Origin of the sequence: Paenibacillus sp. B-A-8, assembly GCF_048572915.1 — a bacterium.
Classification (GTDB): Bacteria; Bacillota; Bacilli; order Paenibacillales; family Paenibacillaceae; genus Paenibacillus_AQ.
In genome coordinates this window covers 4,297,985-4,322,215 of record NZ_CP183882.1, presented here as the reverse complement: position 1 = coordinate 4,322,215, position 24,231 = coordinate 4,297,985, and the positions used below count along the sequence as shown (strand labels likewise).

Annotated in this window: 32 protein-coding genes; 26 read left to right on the top strand and 6 right to left on the bottom strand. The window is 43.7% G+C overall.

Translation table 11 applies throughout. The annotated features are described in order from the left end of the window. Positions 1–88: 88 nt before the first annotated feature. The 7 genes from ACN6MV_RS19385 to ACN6MV_RS19355 all read left to right on the top strand — a co-directional run bounded on the left by ACN6MV_RS19385 (position 89) and on the right by ACN6MV_RS19355 (position 6,338). Positions 89–928 (top strand): DegV family protein, encoded by an 840-nt coding sequence (locus ACN6MV_RS19385; RefSeq protein WP_042129011.1) that lies wholly within the window; start codon positions 89–91, stop codon positions 926–928. 182 nt (positions 929–1,110) lie between these two features. Beyond that, positions 1,111–1,815, top strand: a complete 705-nt coding sequence (locus tag ACN6MV_RS19380; RefSeq protein ID WP_042129010.1) for a response regulator transcription factor — start codon at positions 1,111–1,113, stop codon at positions 1,813–1,815. A 112-nt stretch (positions 1,816–1,927) separates the two neighbouring features. Next, a complete protein-coding gene (locus tag ACN6MV_RS19375; protein WP_419884643.1) occupies positions 1,928–3,211 on the top strand; it encodes a sensor histidine kinase in 1,284 nt (427 codons plus the stop codon). Positions 3,212–3,252: 41 nt separating this feature from the next. Further along, positions 3,253–4,356, top strand: coding sequence for an AI-2E family transporter (locus tag ACN6MV_RS19370; protein WP_042129005.1), 1,104 nt, complete (start codon positions 3,253–3,255; stop codon positions 4,354–4,356). A 38-nt stretch (positions 4,357–4,394) separates the two neighbouring features. Then, the gene (locus tag ACN6MV_RS19365) at positions 4,395–4,745 is read left to right on the top strand and encodes an Asp23/Gls24 family envelope stress response protein (RefSeq protein ID WP_419884642.1); all 351 of its coding nucleotides are present in this window, start codon (positions 4,395–4,397) and stop codon (positions 4,743–4,745) included. A 79-nt stretch (positions 4,746–4,824) separates the two neighbouring features. Next, positions 4,825–5,193, top strand: a complete 369-nt coding sequence (locus ACN6MV_RS19360; protein WP_076119535.1) for a hypothetical protein — start codon at positions 4,825–4,827, stop codon at positions 5,191–5,193. A 128-nt stretch (positions 5,194–5,321) separates the two neighbouring features. After that, positions 5,322–6,338, top strand: a complete 1,017-nt coding sequence (locus ACN6MV_RS19355; protein WP_419884641.1) for a S66 family peptidase — start codon at positions 5,322–5,324, stop codon at positions 6,336–6,338. A gap of 66 nt (positions 6,339–6,404) precedes the next feature. Here the strand turns inward: ACN6MV_RS19355 and ACN6MV_RS19350 are convergent, their stop codons facing one another. From ACN6MV_RS19350 to ACN6MV_RS19335, 4 genes are all read right to left on the bottom strand, one after another. Beyond that, positions 6,405–6,689 (bottom strand): YxcD family protein, encoded by a 285-nt coding sequence (locus ACN6MV_RS19350; RefSeq protein WP_042132285.1) that lies wholly within the window; start codon positions 6,687–6,689, stop codon positions 6,405–6,407. Between the two features lie 8 nt (positions 6,690–6,697). Further along, positions 6,698–7,129 carry a hypothetical protein gene (locus tag ACN6MV_RS19345; RefSeq protein WP_076119612.1) on the bottom strand — a complete coding sequence of 144 codons (432 nt, stop codon included), beginning with the start codon at positions 7,127–7,129 and terminating at the stop codon, positions 6,698–6,700. A gap of 199 nt (positions 7,130–7,328) precedes the next feature. Continuing rightward, positions 7,329–7,889: a beta-class carbonic anhydrase gene (locus tag ACN6MV_RS19340; RefSeq protein WP_076119537.1), complete on the bottom strand. Its 561-nt coding sequence runs from the start codon at positions 7,887–7,889 to the stop codon at positions 7,329–7,331. Between the two features lie 21 nt (positions 7,890–7,910). Continuing rightward, positions 7,911–8,246: an iron-sulfur cluster biosynthesis family protein gene (locus ACN6MV_RS19335; protein ID WP_076119538.1), complete on the bottom strand. Its 336-nt coding sequence runs from the start codon at positions 8,244–8,246 to the stop codon at positions 7,911–7,913. A 163-nt stretch (positions 8,247–8,409) separates the two neighbouring features. Between ACN6MV_RS19335 and ACN6MV_RS19330 the strand changes: the two genes are divergently transcribed. The 9 genes from ACN6MV_RS19330 (at position 8,410) to ACN6MV_RS19290 (ending at position 14,973) form a co-directional block, all read left to right on the top strand. Further along, on the top strand, positions 8,410–9,927 hold the full coding sequence (locus tag ACN6MV_RS19330) for a carboxypeptidase M32 (RefSeq protein ID WP_419884640.1): 1,518 nt from the start codon (positions 8,410–8,412) through the stop codon (positions 9,925–9,927). Positions 9,928–9,983: 56 nt separating this feature from the next. Further along, positions 9,984–10,631 (top strand): PAQR family membrane homeostasis protein TrhA, encoded by a 648-nt coding sequence (trhA, locus tag ACN6MV_RS19325; protein ID WP_042128988.1) that lies wholly within the window; start codon positions 9,984–9,986, stop codon positions 10,629–10,631. A 149-nt stretch (positions 10,632–10,780) separates the two neighbouring features. After that, complete coding sequence (locus ACN6MV_RS19320; protein ID WP_042128986.1) at positions 10,781–11,137, top strand: putative DNA-binding protein; 357 nt, start codon at positions 10,781–10,783, stop codon at positions 11,135–11,137. A gap of 21 nt (positions 11,138–11,158) precedes the next feature. Then, complete coding sequence (ffh, locus tag ACN6MV_RS19315) at positions 11,159–12,544, top strand: signal recognition particle protein (protein ID WP_042128985.1); 1,386 nt, start codon at positions 11,159–11,161, stop codon at positions 12,542–12,544. A gap of 47 nt (positions 12,545–12,591) precedes the next feature. After that, on the top strand, positions 12,592–12,864 hold the full coding sequence (gene rpsP, locus ACN6MV_RS19310) for a 30S ribosomal protein S16 (RefSeq protein WP_036688604.1): 273 nt from the start codon (positions 12,592–12,594) through the stop codon (positions 12,862–12,864). Between the two features lie 22 nt (positions 12,865–12,886). Continuing rightward, a complete protein-coding gene (locus ACN6MV_RS19305; RefSeq protein ID WP_042128982.1) occupies positions 12,887–13,117 on the top strand; it encodes a KH domain-containing protein in 231 nt (76 codons plus the stop codon). Between the two features lie 192 nt (positions 13,118–13,309). After that, positions 13,310–13,834, top strand: coding sequence for a ribosome maturation factor RimM (gene rimM, locus ACN6MV_RS19300; protein WP_042128981.1), 525 nt, complete (start codon positions 13,310–13,312; stop codon positions 13,832–13,834). Next, the gene (trmD, locus tag ACN6MV_RS19295) at positions 13,834–14,616 is read left to right on the top strand and encodes a tRNA (guanosine(37)-N1)-methyltransferase TrmD (protein WP_042132284.1); all 783 of its coding nucleotides are present in this window, start codon (positions 13,834–13,836) and stop codon (positions 14,614–14,616) included. The genes rimM and trmD overlap by 1 nt, the downstream gene beginning before the upstream one ends. A 222-nt stretch (positions 14,617–14,838) precedes the next feature. Further along, complete coding sequence (locus ACN6MV_RS19290) at positions 14,839–14,973, top strand: hypothetical protein (RefSeq protein ID WP_269321964.1); 135 nt, start codon at positions 14,839–14,841, stop codon at positions 14,971–14,973. Between the two features lie 321 nt (positions 14,974–15,294). Here the strand turns inward: ACN6MV_RS19290 and ACN6MV_RS19285 are convergent, their stop codons facing one another. Further along, positions 15,295–15,471, bottom strand: coding sequence for a hypothetical protein (locus ACN6MV_RS19285; protein ID WP_156113147.1), 177 nt, complete (start codon positions 15,469–15,471; stop codon positions 15,295–15,297). Between the two features lie 178 nt (positions 15,472–15,649). Between ACN6MV_RS19285 and ACN6MV_RS19280 the strand changes: the two genes are divergently transcribed. Then, a complete protein-coding gene (locus tag ACN6MV_RS19280; protein WP_042128979.1) occupies positions 15,650–15,877 on the top strand; it encodes an LSm family protein in 228 nt (75 codons plus the stop codon). 55 nt (positions 15,878–15,932) lie between these two features. Here the strand turns inward: ACN6MV_RS19280 and ACN6MV_RS19275 are convergent, their stop codons facing one another. Further along, positions 15,933–16,883 carry a hypothetical protein gene (locus tag ACN6MV_RS19275; RefSeq protein WP_042128977.1) on the bottom strand — a complete coding sequence of 317 codons (951 nt, stop codon included), beginning with the start codon at positions 16,881–16,883 and terminating at the stop codon, positions 15,933–15,935. Between the two features lie 412 nt (positions 16,884–17,295). On the opposite strand from ACN6MV_RS19275, the gene ACN6MV_RS19270 reads away from it, so the two are divergent. From ACN6MV_RS19270 to ACN6MV_RS19230, 9 genes are all read left to right on the top strand, one after another. After that, the gene (locus ACN6MV_RS19270) at positions 17,296–17,586 is read left to right on the top strand and encodes a hypothetical protein (protein ID WP_042128975.1); all 291 of its coding nucleotides are present in this window, start codon (positions 17,296–17,298) and stop codon (positions 17,584–17,586) included. 156 nt (positions 17,587–17,742) lie between these two features. After that, positions 17,743–18,087: a 50S ribosomal protein L19 gene (rplS, locus tag ACN6MV_RS19265; protein WP_042128973.1), complete on the top strand. Its 345-nt coding sequence runs from the start codon at positions 17,743–17,745 to the stop codon at positions 18,085–18,087. 298 nt (positions 18,088–18,385) lie between these two features. Next, entirely contained in the window at positions 18,386–18,994 is a 609-nt protein-coding gene (lepB, locus tag ACN6MV_RS19260) for a signal peptidase I (protein ID WP_042128972.1), read from the top strand. A gap of 29 nt (positions 18,995–19,023) precedes the next feature. Then, positions 19,024–19,884, top strand: a complete 861-nt coding sequence (ylqF, locus tag ACN6MV_RS19255; protein ID WP_042128970.1) for a ribosome biogenesis GTPase YlqF — start codon at positions 19,024–19,026, stop codon at positions 19,882–19,884. A gap of 196 nt (positions 19,885–20,080) precedes the next feature. Continuing rightward, positions 20,081–20,692, top strand: a complete 612-nt coding sequence (locus ACN6MV_RS19250) for a ribonuclease HII (RefSeq protein WP_042128969.1) — start codon at positions 20,081–20,083, stop codon at positions 20,690–20,692. 72 nt (positions 20,693–20,764) lie between these two features. Beyond that, positions 20,765–22,945, top strand: coding sequence for a DNA ligase (locus ACN6MV_RS19245; protein WP_419884639.1), 2,181 nt, complete (start codon positions 20,765–20,767; stop codon positions 22,943–22,945). Further along, positions 22,942–23,250, top strand: a complete 309-nt coding sequence (locus tag ACN6MV_RS19240) for an EscU/YscU/HrcU family type III secretion system export apparatus switch protein (RefSeq protein WP_042128964.1) — start codon at positions 22,942–22,944, stop codon at positions 23,248–23,250. Before ACN6MV_RS19245 ends, ACN6MV_RS19240 begins: the two co-directional genes overlap by 4 nt. Next, positions 23,247–23,633 carry a YraN family protein gene (locus tag ACN6MV_RS19235; protein WP_042128962.1) on the top strand — a complete coding sequence of 129 codons (387 nt, stop codon included), beginning with the start codon at positions 23,247–23,249 and terminating at the stop codon, positions 23,631–23,633. The genes ACN6MV_RS19240 and ACN6MV_RS19235 overlap by 4 nt, the downstream gene beginning before the upstream one ends. A gap of 153 nt (positions 23,634–23,786) precedes the next feature. After that, positions 23,787–24,200 (top strand): hypothetical protein, encoded by a 414-nt coding sequence (locus tag ACN6MV_RS19230; protein ID WP_139328534.1) that lies wholly within the window; start codon positions 23,787–23,789, stop codon positions 24,198–24,200. The last annotated feature ends 31 nt before the right edge of the window (positions 24,201–24,231 follow it).

Genomic DNA, 24,231 nt, shown 5'->3' with positions numbered 1-24,231 from the left:
AAGGATTTTTCAAGTTATAAAGGTTACTGGAGATTTCATTTTATGATAGCTATAATAGTACTGATATTGAAAGGAGAGTACTTATATTATGGCAATCAAGATCATAACAGACAGCGGTTCTGACCTACCCCTTGACTACATGGAGAAGTATAATGTTTCCGTCATCCATCTACCGGTTCACTTTGGGCATGAGCTTATGCCTGAGGATACGGATACGAAAACCTTTTATGCTAAAATGGCTGAATCCAAGGAGCTGCCCACTACGGCAAGTCCAAGTCCAAACCAATTCCTTGAGGCATTCAGGCAAGTAGAGGAAGGCACTGACATTATGGTCATATGTATGTCCTCTAATATTAGTAGCACTTATCAGACTGCTATGATCGCTATGGAAATGTATCAAGAAGAAGGGCACTCCAATGCGATAGAGGTTATAGATTCTAAGACCTTCTCAGGAGGTTTGTCACTGATTGTGGGTCTCGCAGCCAAGTGGTCATTGACTTGTACGAGTCTGCAAGAACTGAAGGGAAAGGTGCTTCAGCAAATTGACGAAGTTCGCGCTTATTTCACACTGGATACACTTGAGAACGTGATGAAAGGCGGACGTCTAAGTCGGATATCGGGGGCAGTTGCTTCCGTGCTAAATATTAAATTACTGCTCAAAATCAGCGAAGAGGGCACCGTTGAGGTAGTAGAGAAGACCCGGGGTCTTCCAAAGGCATTAAACCGTCTGCTTGCACATTTGGATGAGAAGCAGCATGATTACGAGAAGGCTGTTATCGCTATAGTACACAGTAACTGTGAGAAGCTTGCGCTTGAAATTAAAGAGCGTATTTTACAAAAGCACCCCTTCAAAGAGGTTTTACTCTCAAGTATGGGGCCTGTAATGGGAACCTATGCGGGTGAAGGTGGAATTGGGGTAGCTTTTTAAGACCTGATATTTTGATTTTTGGGATTTTACGATCGTACATGGGACGAGTTCCTGTGTGCGATTTTTATTTAAATATATGAATTAATATGACTTGGTTGATGGACGTGATAATTTAGCTTTTCTTTAGATTGCATTTAGGTGGGTTTAATAATCGAAGCTTATAGTTAGATGGGGTGATTACTATGTATACAATTCTGATCGCAGATGATGAAGCAGAAATTGTAGAATTGTTGAGATTATATTTAGAGAAAGAGTACAACATTGTGGAAGCGAACAGTGGTACCGAAGCGTTAATGCAAGTTCAGAACCATAAAATTGATTTAGCGATCCTTGATATTATGATGCCTGGTTTAGACGGATTGCAATTATTGAAAAAGATTCGTGAGGTTCATCATTTTCCGGTGTTGTTTTTATCTGCAAAAAGCGAACATTATGATAAAATCCTGGGACTTGAACTCGGTGCCGATGATTATATTTCTAAACCGTTTAATCCATTGGAAATTGTAGCTCGTGCAGGAGCTTTGCTGCGGAGGGTGCATCATTTTGACGCACAAATCATTGAAGAAAAGGCCGCTGAACAGATTGTATTGGGAGAATTGAGGCTGGATCAAAGCCAGTGTCTGCTCTATCGTTCAGGGGAGCCCGTCGTCCTTACCTCTACCGAGTACAAAATTCTGGAATTAATGATGAAGCAACCGGGACGTGTCTTTACACGAAAAAAAATATATGAGGCTGTATGGGAAGATTTCTATGTGTACGAAGATAATAGTATCATGGTGCATATCAGTAATATCCGTGAAAAGATCGAGCAAGATTCCAAAAAGCCGGTTTATTTAAAGACTATTAGAGGGCTGGGATACAAAATTGAAGCGCCTATGGAGCAATAGAGATCAACGACCTTTACAATCATCGCTGACGCTGGATTTTTTGTTATTTATCTGCATTTTGTTTTTTCTTGTGATTGTTTATTATTTGTTCATTAATCTTGATGTGACCCATATGTTCGAAAAAAATAAAATCGCTGATCCAGATTTAAAGGTTGAAGCAAGTGCCTATCGAGATAATCTGGAGCATGGGATAGAAACCAAACGCCTTCTGCGTAGCAGTGGATGGATAGAGGTCTTGGATCAAGACAAGATGGTTATTGAGGTTGTTGGGGAGAAGAAAGATAATGTAACACAATATACCGATGACCAGCTCTTAAAAAGTCTGGAAAACGGAGAAGACCAGGAGTACTACTACTCATTGGCTACACGTAATAATCAGAATGAATCAGAATGGCTGCTCCTAAAGGTTCCTAGAGAAGTGATTGATATTTCAATTAATAGTGACCCACTGGTTGCTTACTTCAACCACTCGATTTCATATTATGTCTTTTTTGGAGTCGGCATGGTTCTTATGCTTATTATCGTGTATAGCTATTGGGTGGCACGAAGAATCAGGAAGCCGCTGCGGATCATTACGCTTGGTTTGAAGCAGATGATTGAAGGGAACTATGATACTCGTATCTCGTTATATGCAGAGAAAGAATTTTCTCAAATTGGGGAGACTTTTAATTATATGGCGGACGTAATTGAGAAGACGACCAAAGAGAAACGCCAAGCAGAGGAAAGTAAGAAACGTATGATGGTCGATCTTTCCCATGATCTGAAGACGCCTATTACGAGTATACAGGGTTTTGCACAGGCATTGGTTGAGGGTCGTGGTGAGGATGAAGAACGCCAAAAACGGTATTTAACCTATATCTATAATAAATCCTCGCAAGTGACTAAGCTGATTCAAAATATGGTGGAGCTGCTCAAAATAGATTCCCCGGATTTTTTGTTACGGATGGAACGTCAAGAACTGGGTGAATTTATTCGTGAAATCGTTGCAGACTCTTATGGTGAGATAGAACAAAAGAACTTTATCCTGCAGCTGAATGTTCCGGAACAGGAGGTATTCGCAAGCTTTGATGCGGAGCTGCTCTCGAGTGTAGTTCATAATTTGATCTCCAATGCTTTGACCTATAATCCGCCAGGCACTCATTTGCGCGTGGAGGTTATACCTGCAGAGAGTGAGGTTGCTATTGAAATTGCAGATACCGGAGTAGGCATTCCTGAAGAGCTTTGGTCAACGCTTTTTGATCCGTTTGTTCGTGGAGATAAAGCGCGGTCAACTACAGGTGGAACGGGACTTGGTTTATCCATTGCTATGAAAAATACAGAGAAAATGGGTGGCACGCTTCATCTCAGTCGTGGAAAGAAGGAACCAACGGTATTCACCATACGTATTCCCAAATAGCGAGATGAAAGACACCCAAAAATAGAAGATGGGAGAGAAATATGGCTAAACTGAACACATTCATTCGAGTTTGTATAGCGATCCTTTTGGTGTTAGGTATAGTATTTTTAGGCTCGCAAGTTAATTTTATTTTCAGTCCAATCTTGTCTTTGTTCAATGTTATTATCGTGCCCTTAATGTTGGCAGGATTTTTCTATTATTTACTCCGACCTCTAATCAATACTTTGGAGAGATATAAACTAAATCGCTCTGTTGCGATCATCATCGTATATGTGGTCATTGCATTGCTTTTGTTTGGTTTTAGTATTGGAGTATGGCCTTCACTTCGAACACAGCTCATTAATTTTGTTGATAATATGCCAAATCTGATCGCAGCCGTGAATCAGCAGCTATTGAGGCTCGAGGACAGTGGATTTTTGGCTTCTATTATCCCAGCAGATATGGACCTTGCTTCCCAATTGACTGAATATTTGAATAAAGGATTTAATCTGATTTCGAATTACGTAACGGGTCTATTCTCCTTTGTTTCAAATTTCGCGATTATTTTATTTACCTTTCCTATCATGTTGTTTTACATGCTTAAGGAAGGTGGGAAATTTGGTCGTAAGATTGTAAGTTTCTTTCCAAAGAAGTATCGTGGAGAAGGGACTTCAATGATGAGTGAAATTGACAGTGCGTTAAGTGGATTCATCGTTGGGCGGGTATTAGTAAATCTGGCGCTTGGTGTTCTGATGTATATTGGTTTCCTTATTATTGGACTACAGTATGCATTGTTGCTGACAGTGATTGCCGTAGTGATGAATTTTGTACCTTTCATTGGTGCAATTCTCTCCAGTATCCCAATCTTTATTATAGGATTCATCCAATCGCCGTCCATTGCAGTGTGGTCCATCATCATCGTTCTTGTAGCTCAGCAAATTCAGGATAATCTGATCGCTCCCTACATTTTTGGGAAAAAGCTTGATATTCATCCGCTGACAACGATCATCTTAGTGTTGGTTGGTGGAGATATAGGCGGGATTATTGCGATATTGCTGATTATTCCACTGTATATGATTGTGAAAATCCTCTTGACCAAAGTGTATAATTTGTTTGTTAAGAACCACAGGGCAGAGGTAGAAGTAGAGGTAGAGGAGAGCCTTTAATATCTCTTAAATTATCAAATATGATGGAGGTTGTTTATATGAATGAAGGAACGGAGCAAGGATTAATTCATATCTCAGATGATGTAGTCACATCGATTGTTGGACAGGTGGTTCTGGAAACGCCAGGTATCGCTGGAATGTCAGGAAGCAATATTTCGGAGAACTGGGCCAAACGTTTGGGCGGTAAAAATGTGAAAAAAGGATTGTCTGTAGAAGTAAAAGAAGAAGACGTTGCCATCGACCTGCGGGTTATTGTTAATTACGGATGCGTAATTCAAGAGGTCTGTTATATGTTGCAGAAAAATGTACGAAATGCAGTGGAAAATATGATGGGTCTGTCCCTCGTCTCGGTAAATGTGAAAGTTGAGAAAGTAGCCCTCCCAGTATAATGATGTCTCTTAAATAGGCACCGTGATATAGGCTTCTGCATAGAATGGAGCAAATCCATTTACGGAGGTCAGAGCATCCATGTCGACATATAACACTGGGCAAGAGCAAAATGTGATTTATCAGGCCGATCCTGCGGTGATCCGGCACCTGCACGGTGTTCGTGATTCCCTGCATCAATCTTGCAAGCCCTACTTAAACCATAGGGTGAATGTACAGACTTTAGATGGCTTAGTACACGAAGGTACTATTGCCGGAGTAGATAATAAACATTTGTATTTGAACGTTGCAGTGAATGGGCAAATGTCACGCGGATATTATAATCCATACCAGCCTTATCATCCGCATCCGGGTCCTGGCCCATATCCAGGTCCATACCCAGGTCCTCCTAATAATAATGTGATCTTGCCGCTTGTGTTGTTCGAGCTACTGGCTATTTCTTTACTCTAAAGTGTACATTATATTGAATAAGAACATGTGCTGAAATCGCGATTGCACGTTGACGCGATTAGCCATGTTCTTTTTTTGTGTAAATGATGTGTACTCTTGATATAATTGCTGTAAACTGGAGGTGTCATATGATTAGATATCCTATTTTGAACAAGAATGCGACAGTAGGGGTAACAGCACCTTCATCTGGTGTAGGCGCTCAAAATGCGGAGTTAATTAAGCTGGCTACAAGTCGTTTGGAGTCTAAAGGATTTGAAGTGATTTGTGGGGAGACAGTATGGACGCAAGAGAAGGCCAAGTCCGCACCCGCTAAAGTTCGTGCTCAGGAGTTTAACGAGATGATGGGCAGTGAGCATATTGATATAATTATTCCGCCTTGGGGCGGAGAGTTGTTGATTGAGATTCTTGAATTTATTGATTTTGATACCATGAAGAATAAGTGGATCTTAGGGTATTCGGACATTAGTGTGCTGCTCCTTGCAGTTACGTTAAGAACAGGGATTGCAACGGCTCATGGGACAAACCTTGTTGATTTAAGAGGGGAGTATTCGGATGATACCACAGCGATGTGGGAAGCGGTACTTACGACGCAAGTAGGCGATTCTATTGTCCAGCGTTCATCCGATAAATATCAAGGGGAATGGCAGCATGATGCTCCAACGCCTTATGTATTCCACTTGACAGAAGTTACCAGTTGGAAGACTGTAACATCTGTCCCTGTAACTATGAAAGGGCGTCTACTAGGGGGCTGCATAGATGTAATTAGGCATCTGATAGGCACACCATTTGGAAATCTGAAGCATTTTCAAGAAAAAATCATTAACAATGAACCAATCCTATGGTACTTAGAGAATTGCGAACTGAATACGGTTGATGTACGCAGGTCATTAGTTCAGATGAAGCTGTCAGGTTGGTTCGAGAATTGTTCTGGCATTATGTTTGGCAGAAGTCCTGCTAATCGGCCAGTAGAGAACTATACGGCCGAAGACATCTACGCTGAGCTTTCTGAGGAGCTTCAAGTGCCCATAGTGTATGATATTGATTGTGGTCATATTCCACCGCAAATTACGCTGATTAACGGAGCGTACGCTGAAGTTGATGTGGCGAACGGAGTAGGAACGGTAAAGCAATTTTTCTATGAATAGGTGCATACAAAAAAAAGGGGACAACCACTTGGGCTGTCCTTTTTCTTATATTTGTCGCTAGAAGGCTTAGTTCTGTGTAGTTACAATCGCGGTGATTTCCTCATCCAGGTCTAGCCTCACATCTTCGCGATAGGCACGAATGCCATATTCGCTAAGCATGTAACGCAGGATCGCCTCGATCATGTTGGACTCCACTAGATATTGACTACGTCCCTGTACCCAAACCTCAGCAGAGTAGCCAGTGTCTTCTTCCCAGCTCAGTTCTACCTGAACATCTTCAGGGCGAACCGCTTTACGTTCAGCCATGTGTAAACATAGGGCGTTGATGATCTCATCCATGCTTAGAACCATTGTTGACATTAGTAACGACCACCTTGATCTTCTAAGCGGCGACGTTCTTTTCTACGACGGAAGAAGGACATCACAAGCATTACGAGTACATAGATAGCAAGCATATTAATGGCGAGTCCTAGAATGTTACCGAAGGCACCCATACCGGCGAACATACCACCGAACATTAACCCAGCCAAACCGCCGATCATCATACCTTTCATTAAGCCGCCACCGCTGAAAAATCCGCGTTTCGTATTTGCAGCAGTAGATCCTGCTGTGGAGCTTTTTGTGCTATCGCTTTTTCTTACGTTATCGGTTGTTGATTTTTTTGGAGTTGTTGAATAGCTGCGAGTGCCGGATTTAAATCCGCCACCACCTCGCTTCGCATCCACAAAGTTCGGGGTAGCTACGGCGAAAAATAGAGTAAAGGCCATTACAATCATCATTACGCGTTTCATTGGTTTCATTTAGTACGAAAACCCTCCTGTGAGTATGAATTTGTGTGCATATTCGTTAATACGCAGCACGTCCCATGAGGTTTCAATTTTTATTTAAAATATAAGAAAATTTATGCTTGTCATAACTTATACTTTTTTAATCGAAAAAAGCGTGGATCCAGGATCCACGCAATCAACTGTTATAAGGTTGTTTCTTAAATCATTTATACCCGTCAGCGACTAGCTCAAGCGCTCCAGTGGCGGGATCAATGATCATGCCATGAACAGGTACATCAGAAGGAAGCAGTGGATGACGTTTAATCAAGTCTACGGTCTGAATGACCCCTTGTTCAATGTTGTCAAAACCGCGGAGCCATTTGGTTAGCTTGATTCCGGAATTCTCCAGCGTGCTCAGCACCTCTTCGGATACTCCACGTTCTTTAATGGAATTGATCATATGGTCTGCGTTGAGGGAAGCCATACCACATTCATAGTGTCCCACGACAATAACTTCTTCAGCATCAAGCTCATACAGTGCAACCATGACACTACGCATAACACTACCAAAAGGTTGAGAAATAACCGCTCCGGCATTTTTGATGATTTTGACATCACCGTTCTTAAAGTTCATAGCTTTTGGTAATAGTTCAACCAGACGGGTATCCATACAAGTGATAATCAACATTTTTTTATCTGGATAACGACTAGTTAAATATGCTTCATACTCTTTATTCTCTACAAAACTCTTATTAAAGTTAATAATATCGGATACATGGCTCATGGCTGTTTTTCCTCCCTGAAATTACTGAATTGTACTTACATTACGCATATCTCTGACCAGGATATTTTTTCCGTAAATCTGTGAATCACTGTCTAGCTTAAAGGAAGAGAATCGTTCCTCGGCATCTAGACGCATCTTGTCTTCATAAAAAATTTCTTGCTGGCGGCTTACGATAAAGGGAAGGGAATCACTTTCAATCCTAGAATCGCCGTCCTCCATTTCTGAAACAATTAGTAATACATTAATTCCGTCACACCCGCAGCCTTCCGTATCATAAAAGAGCTTGAAAAATCCTGGCCGATCTTCAAGCCTTTCCTTTAACTTCCTTTCTGCGAGAGGTGTAACTTGAATCATCATAGCCTGTTCACGCTCCTTCGAATTTTGTGCGAAGCAGGTCCTGCTTCTTATGTAACCCATTGAATATTTTAAATTAGAGATGTAATCTCTGAAGTTGATTATACTCATTCAAAAAAGTATCATCAAGAGGAGTCGGCAAAACAGAGAAAGCAGGTGTAATAAAATGGAACAGCAAGTGAAGGAACAGTGGGAGAAATTCAGCGAGTTATTATCAAAAATAAGTGGATATTCAGAGGCCATAGAATTACTTCACTGGGATTTGCGCACCGGTGCGCCGCGTAAGGGAGTAGAGGTTCGTTCGGGTACGATAGGGATGCTGAGTGGAGAATTGTTCAGACTCGGAATTTCGGAGGAAATGGGAGATTTTACAGCATTTTTTACCCGTCCTGAAGTGTTTACCCAGCTATCACATGATCAGAAGAAGATCGTTACCGATTGCCGTAAAGAATATGAGCGCAGCAAGAGCATCCCTTCCAAAAGATTTGAGGAGTATGCTGTTCTTTCCGCACATTCCCAAACGATCTGGGAAGAAGCTAAGGAAAACGATGATTTTGCCACTTTTGAGCCTTACCTAAGCAAGATAGTTGCTCTGAAACAAGAATTTATCGATTATTGGGGTGTAAAAGGAACGCGGTACGATACGCTACTGGATATGTATGAGCCCGATCTTACGGTAGAAAAAGTGGATGAAGTATTCAGCCGGCTGCGTAGCCGTTTGGTTCCATTGGTAGAAGCTATCGCAGCTTCGCCTAATAAGCCGGACACGAGCTTCTTACAGCAGATCTTCCCTAAAGAGCAGCAGGAAAAGTTCGGCAACTTTATTTTAGAGCAAATGGGCTACGATTTTGATGCAGGTCGTTTAGATGAGAGTGTGCATCCTTTTGCTACAGGATTGAATCCAGGCGACGTTCGTATTACGACCGCTTACCTGCTTGATAATGTGACTAGCGCCATATTCAGCTCACTACATGAAGGTGGACATGCGCTTTATGAGCAAAATATCAGCAAGGATTTTGTTGGAACACCACTGGCACAAGGTGCATCGATGGGGATTCATGAATCTCAGTCGAGACTATGGGAGAACATGATCGGACGCAGCCGGGCCTTCTGGCAACGTTATTACGGGGATCTTCAACAACAATTCCCAGAGCAGCTTGCAAATGTTGATTTGGAAGATTTCTACCGGGCGATCAATAGCGTGGAGAACTCATTTATCCGGATCGAAGCAGATGAGCTTACATACAATCTGCACATTATCGTGCGTTATGAGATCGAGAAGCTTATTTTTAATGAAGGACTTTCTGTAAAAGACTTGCCTCAAGTATGGAATGCTAAGTATCAAGAGTATCTAGGTATTACTCCACCTTCTAACGCACTTGGTGTGCTGCAAGATGTCCATTGGTCTGGTGGGGATTTCGGATACTTCGCTTCCTACTCCTTAGGTAATATGTACGCTGCACAAATTTTGAATACACTTCGCAAAGAGTTACCGGAGTTTGATGAATTGATTGCAGCAGGAAACCTGCTCCCTATTAAAGAATGGCTAACGGAAAAGATCTATCGTTTCGGAAATAGCTTAACGCCATCCCAAATCATTGAACAAGTAACAGGTGAACCGCTAAGTCCGGATTATTTGGCTGATTATTTAGAAGCGAAGTATACGGAGATTTACAAACTGTAATCAAGTAGGGTACGCGTGGTATAATAGAAAGAAAGCTTAGACGGAAGGATATGGATATGGCAAATACTCACACCTACAGCCGGCGAGAAGAAGTCGCGAATGCGATAACGCACGGGATCGGAACAGTATTAAGCGTGGCTGCACTTGTCCTGCTTGTTGTTTTTGCAAGTCTAAAAGGAACGACATGGCATGTGGTCAGCTTCTCCATTTATGGAACGACAATGCTGCTTCTATATCTAAATTCAACACTAGTGCATAGTCTCAAAGAGGGTAAGGCGAAGGATTTGTTCGAATTTTTCGATCATTCCGCTATTTATCTGTTTATTGCAGGCACGTATACACCCTTTTTGTTAGTCGCCATTCGGGGTACGCTTGGTTGGAGCTTATTCGGAGTTATTTGGGGGATCGCAGTGTTTGGCGTTTTCTTCAAAGCATTTTTTGTGAAGAAGTTTCTGTTCATGTCTACCATATTCTACATCGCGATGGGGTGGCTGATTGTAATCGCCTGGAACCCTCTTTCGGCTGTTGTAGCAGACGGTGGTATGATCCTGCTGATGGCTGGTGGGGTGCTCTATACATTAGGTACGGTGTTTTATGTGTGGAGAGGGTTTCCGTACCATCATGCGATTTGGCATGTATTTGTCCTTGCAGGTAGTGTCACACACTTCTTCGCCGTATTGATTTATGTACTGCCGATCCAATAACTACAAGCGAATAAATTGCATGAAAAAAGGATTTTTAATAAAGAAAGAGATGACAAGCAAAAATGCTTGACATCTCTCTTTCTTTTAGGTATCATAAGGGACGTTGTGAAGGTGTAAAGTGTTTTTCCTTGACGAAGGGAGTGCCCTTAATGAGTCAGGAGAATAGACTCGAGAAAACGAATCGTATCAATTTGCTTTTTGCCTTCTATGAACGACTGCTTACAGATAAGCAGCAAACGTTTCTTAAATATTATTTTCACGATGATTTTTCCTTGGGAGAGATCGCCGCTGAATTTGAAATCAGTCGCCAAGCCGTTTATGAGCATATTAAACGGGCCGAGCAAGTTTTAGAGAATTATGAAGAAAAACTTGGTTTATTAGAGAAACATGAGAGTCGTACCAAATATTTAGATGAACTGCGCAGACTGCCGGAGAATGGGATGCTGCCTGAGCAATATAAACTTCGATTCGCGGAGATCGTGGATCGCTTGCAGAGGTTAGAGTAGCATGAAGGGAGAAATCTGCATATGGCGTTTGAAGGTTTAACCGGAAGATTGCAGAATGTGTTCAGCAAGCTGCGCGGTAAAGGTAAAGTATCCGAAGATGACGTAAACGAAGCTATGCGCGAAGTACGGCTGGCCCTTCTGGAAGCCGATGTAAACTTCAAGGTAGTTAAAGAATTCGTGGCCAAGGTGAAAGAAAAGTCTATTGGTAAAGAAGTTATGGACAGCTTTACACCAGGTATGGTCATTATCGACATCGTTAACAAGGAACTAACCGAGCTGATGGGCGGAAGCCAAGCGAAGCTGGCCAAGTCGAACAAGCCACCGACTGTCATTATGATGGCGGGTCTACAAGGGGCAGGTAAGACAACCACTTCGGGTAAGCTGGCCAAGCTGTTACAGAAGGGCAATCATCGTCCATTACTCGTTGCGGGAGATATTTACCGTCCTGCTGCGATCAAACAGCTTCAGGTGCTGGGAGAACAAATTAAAGTTCCGGTATTTTCGCTAGGTGATCAGACTAGTCCGGTAGAGATTGCCAGACAAGCTGTACAACATGCCAAGGATAACGGACTTGATTACGTCATTATCGATACTGCAGGCCGCCTGCATATTGATGAAGAATTGATGGAAGAACTGAAGCAGATTCACAATGTTGTAAATCCAGATGAAGTTCTGTTAGTAGTAGATGCAATGACCGGTCAAGACGCTGTGAACGTGGCTGAGAGCTTCAATAAGCAGCTTGAGCTTACAGGGGTTGTATTGACAAAGCTCGACGGCGATAGCCGTGGTGGTGCTGCACTATCCGTCAAAGCTGTTACTGGTTGTCCGATCAAATTCGCTGCGTTAGGTGAGAAGATCGACGCGCTGGAGCCGTTCCATCCGGAACGTATGGCTTCACGGATTTTAGGTATGGGTGACATGCTGTCGCTAATTGAGAAAGCCCAAGCGAATATCGATACGGATAAAGCTAAGGAAATGGAACGTAAGATGCGTAATGCGGAATTTACGTTTGATGATTTCCTTGAGCAAATGGATCAGGTGAAAAAGCTGGGTCCGATCGATCAAATACTTGATATGCTGCCTGGCATGAACAAAGCCAAGGGCATCAAAGATTTAAAAGTTGATGATAAGCAAATGGGTCGCGTTGAAGCCATAGTTCATTCTATGACGAAGACGGAGAAACGCCAGCCTGAGATCATTAACCATAACCGCCGCAAGCGTATTGCTGCCGGTAGCGGAACCTCGGTCGCTGAGGTCAACCGCCTCATCAAGCAATTTGATGAGATGCGTAAGATGATGAAGCAATTTTCCGGCATGATGGGCGGAGGCGGCAAGGCCTCCAAGAAGAATGCCATGAAGCAGCTTAAAGGATTAGGCGGAAAAGGGATGAAGTTCCCTTTTAAATGATCTTGCTGTTCTAATATCTCGAAACTATTATAAGGAGGTGATTTTTCGTGGCAGTACGTATTCGTCTAAAAAGAATGGGAGCGCATAAAGCGCCTTTCTATCGTGTAGTGGTTTCCGATTCCCGGTCCCCTCGTGACGGTCGTTTTATCGAGGAAATCGGTTATTATAATCCGATTGAACAACCGGCAGTAGTTAAGATCGATGAGGAAAAAGCTCTTAAATGGCTTCAAACAGGTGCGCAAGCATCTGATACAGTACGCAACTTGCTTTCCAAAGCAGGCGTAATGAAGAAGTTTCATGAGCTTAAGCAACAGAAATAATGACTGATTGCGAGGGTCCTCTATGGAAGAATTAGTTGGAGTAATTGCTAAGGCTTTAGTGGATCATCCAGAAGATGTGACGGTACGAGCGGTGGAGAAGGATCACCTAATTGTCTATGAACTGTCCGTGCATCCTGATGATGTAGGAAAGGTCATTGGCAAACAAGGAAGGATCGCTAAGGCGCTCCGTACAGTAGTCACATCTGCAGCAGTCAAGAGCGATAAACGCGTAACTGTAGATATTTTATCTTAAATGATGCGTACAATGAGGGGCTAGGGATAGTATATCCCGGCTCCTTTTTGTTCAAATATAAGAAAGTATAAGTTTCACACCATACTTTATGTCTTATATTTCTCGCATTAACGCTTGCCGTCCTTATAAGGACGCCGAAGGCGTTTATGCTTGAAATATAGATTAGATGAAGCTTGTAAAGGAGAGGGTTGTATGACAGAAGAGTTAACCGTAGGCAGACTTGTGAATACGCATGGTATTCGCGGGGAGATTAAAGTATTATCACATACCGATTTCCCTGAAGTTCGTTTTGCTGCAGGCAAGAAGCTGCTGGTGATCCCTGCAGATGGCGGTGCGAAATTCGAAGTAACTGTAGAATCCGCTCGTGAGCACAAGGGGATGTTCATCGTTAAGCTCAAGGGATATACGAACATCAACGAAGTGGAAAAGTATAAAGGAAGCCTCCTGAAGGTTCCAAGTAATGATCTGGTTGATCTGCCTGAGAACGAATACTACTTCCACCAAATCGTCGGTTGTGAGGTATACACGGATGAAGATGAAAACACACCACTTGGTACGATAACGGAAATCTTACAGCCAGGCGCGAATGATGTGTGGGTTGTTAAGCCTGCAAAAGGACAAGACATCCTTATTCCTGTAATCAATGATGTAGTGCTGAATGTAGACATAGAAGCCAAAAGAATTACTGTTCATTTGATGGAAGGGCTATTGCCATGATGAGAATTGATGTGCTTACGCTGTTTCCAGAAATGTGCGAAGGCGTATTCAGCACAAGTATTCTTGGTAAAGCGCGTGAAAAAGGAATCGTATCCTTAAATGCTGTGAACTTCCGCGAGTTCTCAGGGAATAAACACAATAGTGTGGATGATACTCCGTATGGAGGCGGCGGGGGCATGGTGCTCAAGCCTGATCCGATTTTTAATGCAGTCGAGCATGTGCTCGGTATTACATCGAATGAGGGAGATAAACGTCGATCTGATGAAGAGGTTTCTGTAAAACCACGTATCATCCTTATGTGTCCACAAGGAAAAACCTACAATCAGAAGATTGCTGAGGAACTGGCACAAGAGCAGCATTTAATCTTCATTTGTGGGCATTATGAGGGGTATGATGAACGGATTCGTGAGCATTTGGTAACAGATGAGCTTTCAATCGGTGATTATGTGCTAACTGGCGGAGAGTTGCCTGCTTTGACGGTTATAGATTCCGTAGTCCGGCTTCAGCCAGGAGCACTGGGAAATGAAACCTCTGCGATATCTGACTCGTTCAGCACTGGACTGCTAGAATATCCACACTACACACGTCCTGCTGAGTTTCGTGGCTGGAAGGTACCAGATATTTTACTGAGTGGTCATCATGCAAACATCGACATATGGCGGAGAGAGCAGGCACTGCTGCGCACGTTGGAACGCAGACCGGACCTGCTTGAGACTGCAGAACTTACGTTGAAAGACAAGAAGACACTGGAACGTCTAAGAAATGTGGACAAGCCGGAGTGATAATTTAATGAAACAGGTATATCTGACGTCTTTTTAACGTATCTTACGTTAAGGAGGCGTTTTTGTTATGTGAACCTGAGAACAAATAAAAATAATAGTTTTCAAATTAATATGCTTATTGGTGCGTTGAAAGCTTCTTTTTAGGGTAATGAATAGAGGTGCCGCACTAATATATGCAGCTGATGATGCAGCAAGCTCAACTATTGAAAGGAATGAACTGAAGTGACTACGAAGACGCATGAAGAATTCAAGCCTAACGTGGACACGATCCACAAGGAAGCGGAGCCGCTCCGCACCGTGAATGATATTATCGATTTTTATACAAATCGCAATTCCCATTCGCCATATAAAGAGTGAACATATAAGATCGAACGTTAGGGATTGATTGTTAGGCTGAATAAAACCATTAGATACAGTGAATTTTGTATTCGCTGTCGCTAATGGTTTTATTGTTTAGAAGGTAACATGGTTTGAACTCTGTTACCCCGATTAAACTGTAAATAACCACTTTCCTTCGAGATCTAGGATCTAGAGAGAAAGTGGTTATTCTGTGAAATTATAAGAAAGTACACGATTCACGATATACTTTATTCTTATAATTCTCGCACAAACGCTTACCGTCCTTAAAAGGACGCTTAAGGCGTTTTAGCTTGCTATAAGAGTTCGTGGAGGCACATGTTATTCTTTGCGTAAGATTTTGTGTACTCCAGTAAGGAGGGAGTACAGCGCAACACATACGAGAACAGTAACAGCCCATGCATAGTTGCGAACGGTGTAAGTAAGCGATGCTAAAATAACGAAAATGGTAATACGCAGTACGCCTTCCTTAATAAACTGTTTTCTTTCTACATTCATGAGATTGGCCTCCTCGAATGGATGGAATAAGACGAACTACAGGTGAAAGAGGAATACGAAAGATACAGGGGACGAAAAAGTAAATATTGACCCAAACTCCGACCTATGTAACTTCGCCGTTACCGACCTGTACTCCTACACATAGAGTATATCATTACTGACAAGGAGGAGTACACTAGTGGAAGCATATTATAACTGTTTGCGTTGTAAGGATAAAAGGGTGCGGATTCTGACTAGAGATGGTAGACAGCACGAAGGCGTTATAACAGATGTAGACAGATACAATGTTTACTTAAGAACTGACAATGGCTCTGTGCATACTTCTGCTTTTTGGGGAAATCCTTTTGCCGCAAATCAGATTTTAACTTTGAGTTTATTCACTTTGCTGGCCATCGCATTAATCTAATCATGGAATCAAAAACAGACCGCCTGGTTATCCCGGCGGTCTGTTTATTGTCTATTTACTGTACTGTAATTGCACCTATATCTGAGCTGAGTGATACCAAAGGACCGCCTCCATTGATATCGGTCTTTCCGCCTTCTACCCCTTTGATTTGTCCGAGATCACTTTTGGCTTCCAAGCTGCATTTCATTCCATCGGCTAGGACAGCGCTAAGGCTGCCAACCTCTGTTTTAGCTTGTAGGCTGCTGTCACCCTTCATCCCTGCTATATCCATACGTATGCTACCCGTATCGGACTTTACAGTAGATTTTCCAGTAAATTTAGCCCCTTCAATATTGATCGCTCCAACGTTGCTGACGATTTGATAATTCCCCTCCAGGTTACGAAGACGAATTTGTCCTACGTTATTTGTAATGATATATTTATTCATGCTGGCAGGGAGCTCTATATTATAGCTTATGCTAAAATCGGAATAACCATATTTGTCTTGCGCCCATGTCCATAAATCCTTCTTAGGATTTGATTTAGAATGCGTAGACACCTTTAATGTATCGCCACTCACCTTAACTGAAACTTCAGCATCATCCATAATCTTTTGACGGTCAGAGGTATGGAAGGAACTATTGTGTGAGGAGATGGTTGCACTTACATGGATCAGATCTCCTGTAACAGCTGCAACTTCTATTTCTCCTACTGCGTTGTCCATGCTGAGCACGGATGCTGTACCGATCGCTTGTGATACTGAGAGTTCTTTGCTAATGCTATCTGCTTTAACTTCGTCAACTACCGTAGTAGCAGTTTCCTCAACGGCTTGCTGTACAGTTGCAGCTGCTTTACCTAGCTCTTGCTTGACAACTTCACCAAAGTTCTGGTGTGCATCCTCAGAAATACTCTTTTCCACCTCATTTTTCGCAGATTGTCTGCCTGGTAATTCTGTACAACCTGCCAAAAGTACGATAGATAATACGGCTACTGCTGCTAATACGCTATTGCTATTTCTTTTCCTCATGAAACGAACTCCTCCTCATATATGGGTGTATGTGATCTTACCAATGTGACTTCGTTATGTACTTCTGTAAGTATAGCTTATGGAATTTTTCAGTAAAAACGGCTGGAGGCGGGTTATTATACTGGACCAAAGACTAGGTCACTAAAGTGTCCACTACACTTCGATTTTTAATTGTGCTAAAATAAACGAAAGATCTCTTATTGAAATACGGTATAGGTACATATAAAAAGGGCGTGGAAGCCAGCCCTCATATAGAACCTTCAGCAGCTTCTGGAAACCGCTTTTTTTCGGATAGAAGTGCTTAGGTGTGCTAAGGCTACTTTGTATACAGATATAGACCGTTACCTCACTTGAAGTACAGGGCGGTCTTTTTACTTTCATTTAATAAATCCTGAAGGGTGGAGGGAGCCAAATGAAATATGTAGCCATTTTGCTTGCCTTAGTAGTTTTGGCAGTCGTGTATTTTTTAGTCAAGAAGCAGAAAATAAATACGACAAGCAATCATTCGCACACCACACGGAGTAACGTGATCTCAATGGACAGTCATCGAAAAGCTAAACAGAGCCCAGGGGAGCAGCCTTGTTCTTCTTGTAAGAAGAAGAATGGAAAATTAATCTTCTACGCTCAAGATAATGGAACTGTAGTTGGCCTGTGTAAGGATTGCCAATCGAAGGCGAAAAAAAGAGATATGTTGCCGCTTTAAATAGACAAAAATAAGAAAAATATGTTGTATTAGCCCGTCCTTTATGGTATTATTATTTCTGTTGTGTGGAATACGGTGGTCCGCTGCGGATAATGAGGGAGAGAAAGATCTCTCCGGAAGAGGCAAGAACACCTGTACGGAAGGAGGAAGTCCTTAATGAATATCCTACAAGCTATTACGCAAGAGCAACTTCGTAAAGATATCCCGAGTTTTCGCCCGGGTGACACTTTGAAGGTGCATGTAAAAGTTATCGAGGGAACTCGTGAGCGTATCCAGTTGTTCGAAGGCGTTGTAATCAAACGTCGTGGCGGTGGAATCAGTGAGACTTTTACGGTTCGTAAAATTTCTTACGGTGTTGGTGTGGAAAGAACATTCCCAATCAACTCGCCTAAAATCGAGAAAATCGAAGTGGCTCGTCGTGGTAAAGTGCGTCGTGCTAAACTTTATTACCTTCGTGAACTACGTGGTAAAGCAGCGAGAATTAAAGAAATTCGTCGCTAGAATAGTGACAAAGGAAAGGGGCTTGAGTTCAAGCCCCTTTCGTTTTATTATTTTTTTTGAAAATATAAGAAAGTATAAGTTTCACGTTATACATTATTCTTATATTTCTCGCATAAACGCTTTCTGTCCTTAAAGGACGCAATGGCGTTTTAACTTGGTATACAATGCGTACGACATATACGCTTGGGGATCAGCTTCTCCGAAAAGGCCTCCTGAAGGAGTATCTGTGGAGGGGTTTTTGGCAGGAGTTTTTTTGTGTTGTATAGTAAGAGTAGTATTTTAGAGAGGACGGTGAACTATGCAGCAGGAACAAAGTGAAACTTTGGAATCAAGCGCGCAGAACCCACGTAAACCCAAAAATGAAGTTTTGGAATGGATTAAAGCCATTGCGATTGCTTTAGTATTGGTTTTTCTGATCCGCTGGCTTTTGTTCAAGCCTTTTATTGTAGATGGACCTTCCATGCAGCCTAATTTCCATACGGGTGAACGTGTTATCGTAAATGAGATTTTGTACGATATTAGATCTCCGCAACGGGGCGAGGTTATAGTATTCCACGTGCCTTCTGAGGGTAGAGATTTTATTAAACGTGTAATTGGTGTGGCTGGAGATACCGTGAAAGTAGAAGGGGATGTAGTTACAGTTAACGGAGAGGTTGTTAACGAGACATATATCCAAGGCGCTATTGATGCTGCGCATAGTAACAACGCTCTGTATAATAATAAAGACTTCCCTAATGAAAAGTTTACGGATGGTACCGTACCTGAAGGTCATGTATTTGTTATGGGGGATAATCGCTCGGATAGTACGGATAGCCGAATGATCGGTTATGTACCACTGGGGGATATAGTGGGTCGTGCAGATTTAATCTTCTGGCCGCTAAAGGATATTACACTGATTAACCATTAAGTTGACAGAAGTCAAAGGAGGTGACGGCAATGGCCATTCAATGGTTTCCTGGTCATATGACGAAGGCTAGGCGGCAAATCGAGGATAAGCTGAAGCTGATTGATGTTGTAATAGAATTGCTCGATTCCCGTCTGCCGCTTTCCAGCCGCAATCCGATGATTGACGATATTTTGCGGGACAAGCCAAGATTGATTATTTTGAACAAGGCGGATCTGGCAGATCCGGAGATTACACGGAAGTGGCTGGCGTACTTCAAGGGACAAGGGCATGTTGCTTATCCTGTTGATGCATCTACTGGAACGGGTATTAAGGAAATACCAGAGCAGGTCAAACTGCTGCTAAAAGAAAAGATTGACCGGCAGATCGCTAGGGGAATGAATCCGCGAGCTATGCGTGCATTGATTGTCGGTATTCCTAACGTTGGTAAATCAACACTCATTAACCGGATGGCTGGTAAGAGTATCGCTGCTACTGGTGACCGTCCTGGGGTAACCAAGGGTCAACAGTGGATTAAGACAGCCGGTAATTTGGAGCTTCTGGATACCCCGGGTATTCTGTGGCCGAAGTTTGAGGACCAAGATGTAGGTTATCGCCTAGCGGTAACGGGTGCAATAAAAGAAGAAATTCTGAATGTTGAGGACATCGCCTTTTACGCGGTGAAATATTTGGTGAAAGACTACGGATCTAGATTTCAAGAACGCTTTGGCATTGAGAAGCTTCCTGAGGATCTGGAGAATCCAGATGAGATCGTAGCTGTTATGGAAGCCGTGGGTCGTAAGCGCGGTTGTCTGATTAGCGGTGGACGTGTAGATCTGGAAAAAGCTTCCCGAGCCTTGTTGCATGAGCTGCGGGCAGGTAAGCTTGGACGTTTTACGCTGGAAACGCCTTAAGTGCATTGAATTCAGTGTTTAATGACTAGGTATGGAAGAGCCATCCGAAATTTCGGAGGCTCTTTTTTTATGGGAATGGATCAAATTGGAACGTCTATTTTAAGATGACCATGTCAGCTTTACTGTGATAAGCTGACTTATATAGATCATTGAATAATTCATAATTGGCGGTGACAAAATAGTGAGTTCGTTAGATATGTTAGCCTATGAAAAAGAGGGCTGGGAACAGTCATATCGCCGTATAGCAGGCGTAGATGAAGTGGGAAGAGGCTGCTTGTTTGGGGACGTCGTAGCAGCAGCGGTGATTTTGCCAGAGGGGCTTATTATTGATGGTGTAAATGATTCCAAAAAGCTTACAGCTAAAAAGAGAGACGCTTTATACGAGATTATTATGGAGCAAGCGCTGGCGGTAGGTGTGGGGTATGTGGATTCTACTGTCATTGATGAGATTAATATCAAGCAAGCTTCACGCTTAGCCATGAAAAAAGCGGTAGAGAGTCTGGAACACATTCCTGACTATATGCTGATCGATGCTGAAAAGGTAGACCTCCCTTTGCCACAACGGGCAATTATTAAGGGGGATGCAAATAGTCAGTCTATTGCAGCAGCCTCGATTATTGCTAAAGTGACACGAGACAGGCTGTGTGAAGGTCTGTGGGAGGAATTATACCCTGATTATGGGATTGCGATACATAAAGGTTACGCGACCAAGCTTCACCGGGAACAAATTACGGCTCTAGGTCCAACACCTATGCATCGGCGCAGTTTTATTGGGCGGATTCTCGCGGAGCAGCAAACGTTATTCTAGAAGCAATGCTTAAAAAAGTAGGATGAATACCGATATAGTAAGAAGAGAGAAAATGGAGGGAGGACAAACGGTATGAATATCGGAACATTGATCCGTGGATTACTTGGAGATCAAAAACCGGGTGCGGCCAAGTCTTTAGAGTTAAAAGAAGGGCAGGTTGTTCGTGGTGTTGTTCTCTCTGTATCGGATTCAGGAAAAGAAGCGGTTGTACAAATCCAAGGTACACCTGTTCGTGCGGAATTAGAAACACCGCTGCTGCCTGGAGAAACCATGAATTTACAGGTCGGACCACCCGGAGAAGGCGGATTACCCGTATTGAAGCCGGTCTCCCTCGGTGAAACGGCGTTAGTCACCCCTCAAAGCATGGGGGAAGCCTTGGAATCACTAGGGCTAGCTGATTCCAAAGCAGGTAGAGAAATCGTATTAGCGATGCAATCAGGGGGCGTCCCGCTGACCAAAGAGACAGCGGCTGCGCTGAATGCGGTAATGAGTGCCAAGCCAGCTGGTGTGCCTACATCAGAGTGGCTTGACGCGGCAGTCATTTCTTTAAAGCGGGGACTCCCTGTTACAGCTGAGAGTGTGAAAGGATTGCAGCAGGCTGTATTTGGTCCGCAGCTGCATCAGCTTTTGTCAGCACTAGAAGACCAGATTACGATATGGGCAGGGCAAATTGCTAGTGAAGAAACAATAACCGCGGAACCTAAAGCTGGAATGGGCACCAGTAATGGAAAGCTCGATCCTTCTGTAAATACAAGTGCAACAAGTGGGAATAACGTGGGTGTTGCGGAGAGTGACATTACAGAGGCGGCTGCCATCCAATTGGCAGCCAGAGGAAATGGACAAGCTGTGAGTAAAGCTACTGATAGTACTGTCGCAAGCGGAAGTACTTCTCTTTCGGGAGGAGCCGCTGTAGATGCCTCCGGCCTTACGGCTACTATGGCATCGGATGAACAAGGTGCACCAGTCAAAGCGGCTCTTAACATTATTTCTGATAATGAAACGGGTATTGCAACTGGTAAACCAGTAGCTCTTGATGAAACGGCTGAAGGTGCACAGATTTCCAAGGGTGCACTGGTTACTGAACCTGTGGCTGGTAAAACGACAGCTGCTACGCCTTCTAGCGCTCTGAATAATGCTTTAAGCGCTCAAGCTGATGTTGCGACGAGCAATCTTATCAGCTCCAGTCAAGGTGAGATTCAAGGTAATGCCTTAAATTTGAATAAGGATGGAGCACTGGATAGTGCTATTCTTGCAGATAAGAGCTTGGCAATGAATATTGATAAGAGCGGGGCAGGGGTTGGTGGCGCGAGTGTGAGCGCCGAAGGCACTGCTGCTGGTTCTGCGCCCCAGGCAGCTGCACCTAGCGGTGCCGCCCTGCTCGCGAAGCTGCAGGGCGTGCTCACCGAGCTGCGCGGTTCCCTGCCGCAGCTCGCCATGCTCCCGCCCGCTGACGCGGCGGGAGCAAGCCCTGCCCCCGCGGCTGCTGTGCCGCGCGGGGAGACCCCGGCTGTGACGGCTTCGCCGATACAGCCGGACACCGCCCCACCCGCGGACGCGGAGTCGTGGGTGGGGCGGGTGCTGAAGCTGCTCGGTGCGGAGCACGAGCAGCAGGCGGTGCGCGGCGGCGTAGTAGCCGCCGCTGAGACGGCCCGCGCGGCGGCAGGTACGGCCGCGCTTGGCAGTGCAGGTGTCGGCAGCGATCAAGCCGCCGATACCCTGAAGGGCGTACTGCTGCAGATCATGAGCAGCAGCGAGGTGCCGCCCGCGGTCAAAGAAGCCGCGAGCGGACTAGTGCAGCAGCTGACAGGACAACAGCTGCTGCTCAATACAGATCGAACGGCACCTTTTGCGCAAGTGACTTTATTTTTGCCGCTGCAAGGTCCAGATGGGCAGGAGACAGCTTCCGTTCATATTCAGTCGCGTCGGGGACGCAAGGGTGAATTGGATGCAGCTAATTGCCGTCTCTGGTTTGATTTGGACATGAAGCAGATCGGCCAGACGCTGGTTGATGTGCAGGTTGTTGATCGAATCGTTAGTCTTAAGCTGCATAATGATCATCCTTGGGTGCTTGAGCTGCTGGAACAGCGGCGTGATGATATTAAAACGGCAGTGGAATCTATTGGTTATCAGCTATCGGGATTAAGAACTGAACCTTTACCAGAACTAAAGCTATCTACAGAACTTGCCAATCCCCATAGCAAGCTTGTTGATTATGTTCCTGATGCTTATAAAGGAGTGGATTACCGTATATGAACGAAAATGAGCCTGTACCTCCAATTTCACAAGGGCTCAAAAAAGCGGTCGCTCTCAAATATAGCCCAGGACAAAGCGAGGCGCCTGTCGTTGTTGCCAAAGGACAAGGGGCGATAGCGGATCTGATTCTGCAAAAAGCTAAAGAGAGTGGGGTTGCTGTCCAAGAGGACGCAGCTCTCGTAGAAGTGCTTTCAAAGCTCGATCTAGATCAACAGATTCCATCTGAACTTTATCAGCTAGTGGCTGAAATCCTCAGCTTTGTGTATCAGAGCGACCGTTCCGCCGGTGAACGGAGACCGGAATGAAAGAGCGATACACAAGAGAGCGCTACAACCGCAAACAGAAGGGGGCCGCTGCTGAAGACGGGGCTGTGCAGTACTTATCTACTTGTGGATACAAGATCTTAGAACGAAATTGGCGTTGTCGAACTGGAGAACTTGATATTATTGCGGAGAACGAAGGCTGTATTATTATTGTTGAAGTTCGCAGTCGTAGTGGAGAGCTATATCAGGGGACTCCGGAGGAATCAGTGAATACTCGAAAAATACATCAAGTGCGAAATACAGCACAGGTTTATTTGCACATGAAAGGTTATGATGATCGAAGAGTAACTTTTGACGTCATTAGCATTTTACTGAATGAAGATTTAAGCATCGCTTCTTTGGGGCATATACGTGAGGCTTTTTAAGCTGCACCCCATATTCTCGCTCCATTCATTATGGGCACTAGCATTCTTGTAAAAAAAGTCTTTACATAGCCTCCGCGCAGTGGGTCATTTCTCAAAAGAAATGGGTAAACATTAGAGTAACTTTTTAATGTCATCATGAGGAGGGCTGTTTAAGTGAAGAATAAACCTTTTGAAATGCAGGTTAGTTTTGCTTGCCAATATTGCCAGCAGAAGATTGAAGTGAAATTTACCGCAGAACCAGTATCCGTTGTCTGTTGTGCGAATTGCAATAAGAACTTCACGGTTATGCGGCCCACTATAGCTGAGGAAATATTAATCGATTGGAAAAATGAGGCGCTATTTCAAAAAATCCGTGCTGATAAATCACAAAACAGCAATAGCAGTCTCTTAGCGCTTGTTATAAAAGTCATAGAGCTTCTTACATGGCGTGATAAGGGAAATGGACAGGTGGAAGCGATTAAAGAGATGCGTGGCTGGCTCATTGAGAATGAAGAGACTCCTCCTCTAGCTGAACTGATCCAGAGCGATAATAAAAAAAGATCACATAAGCGGCGTGACTGGAGATAATCATTCAAACTATGATCAGAAAAGAAAGAAG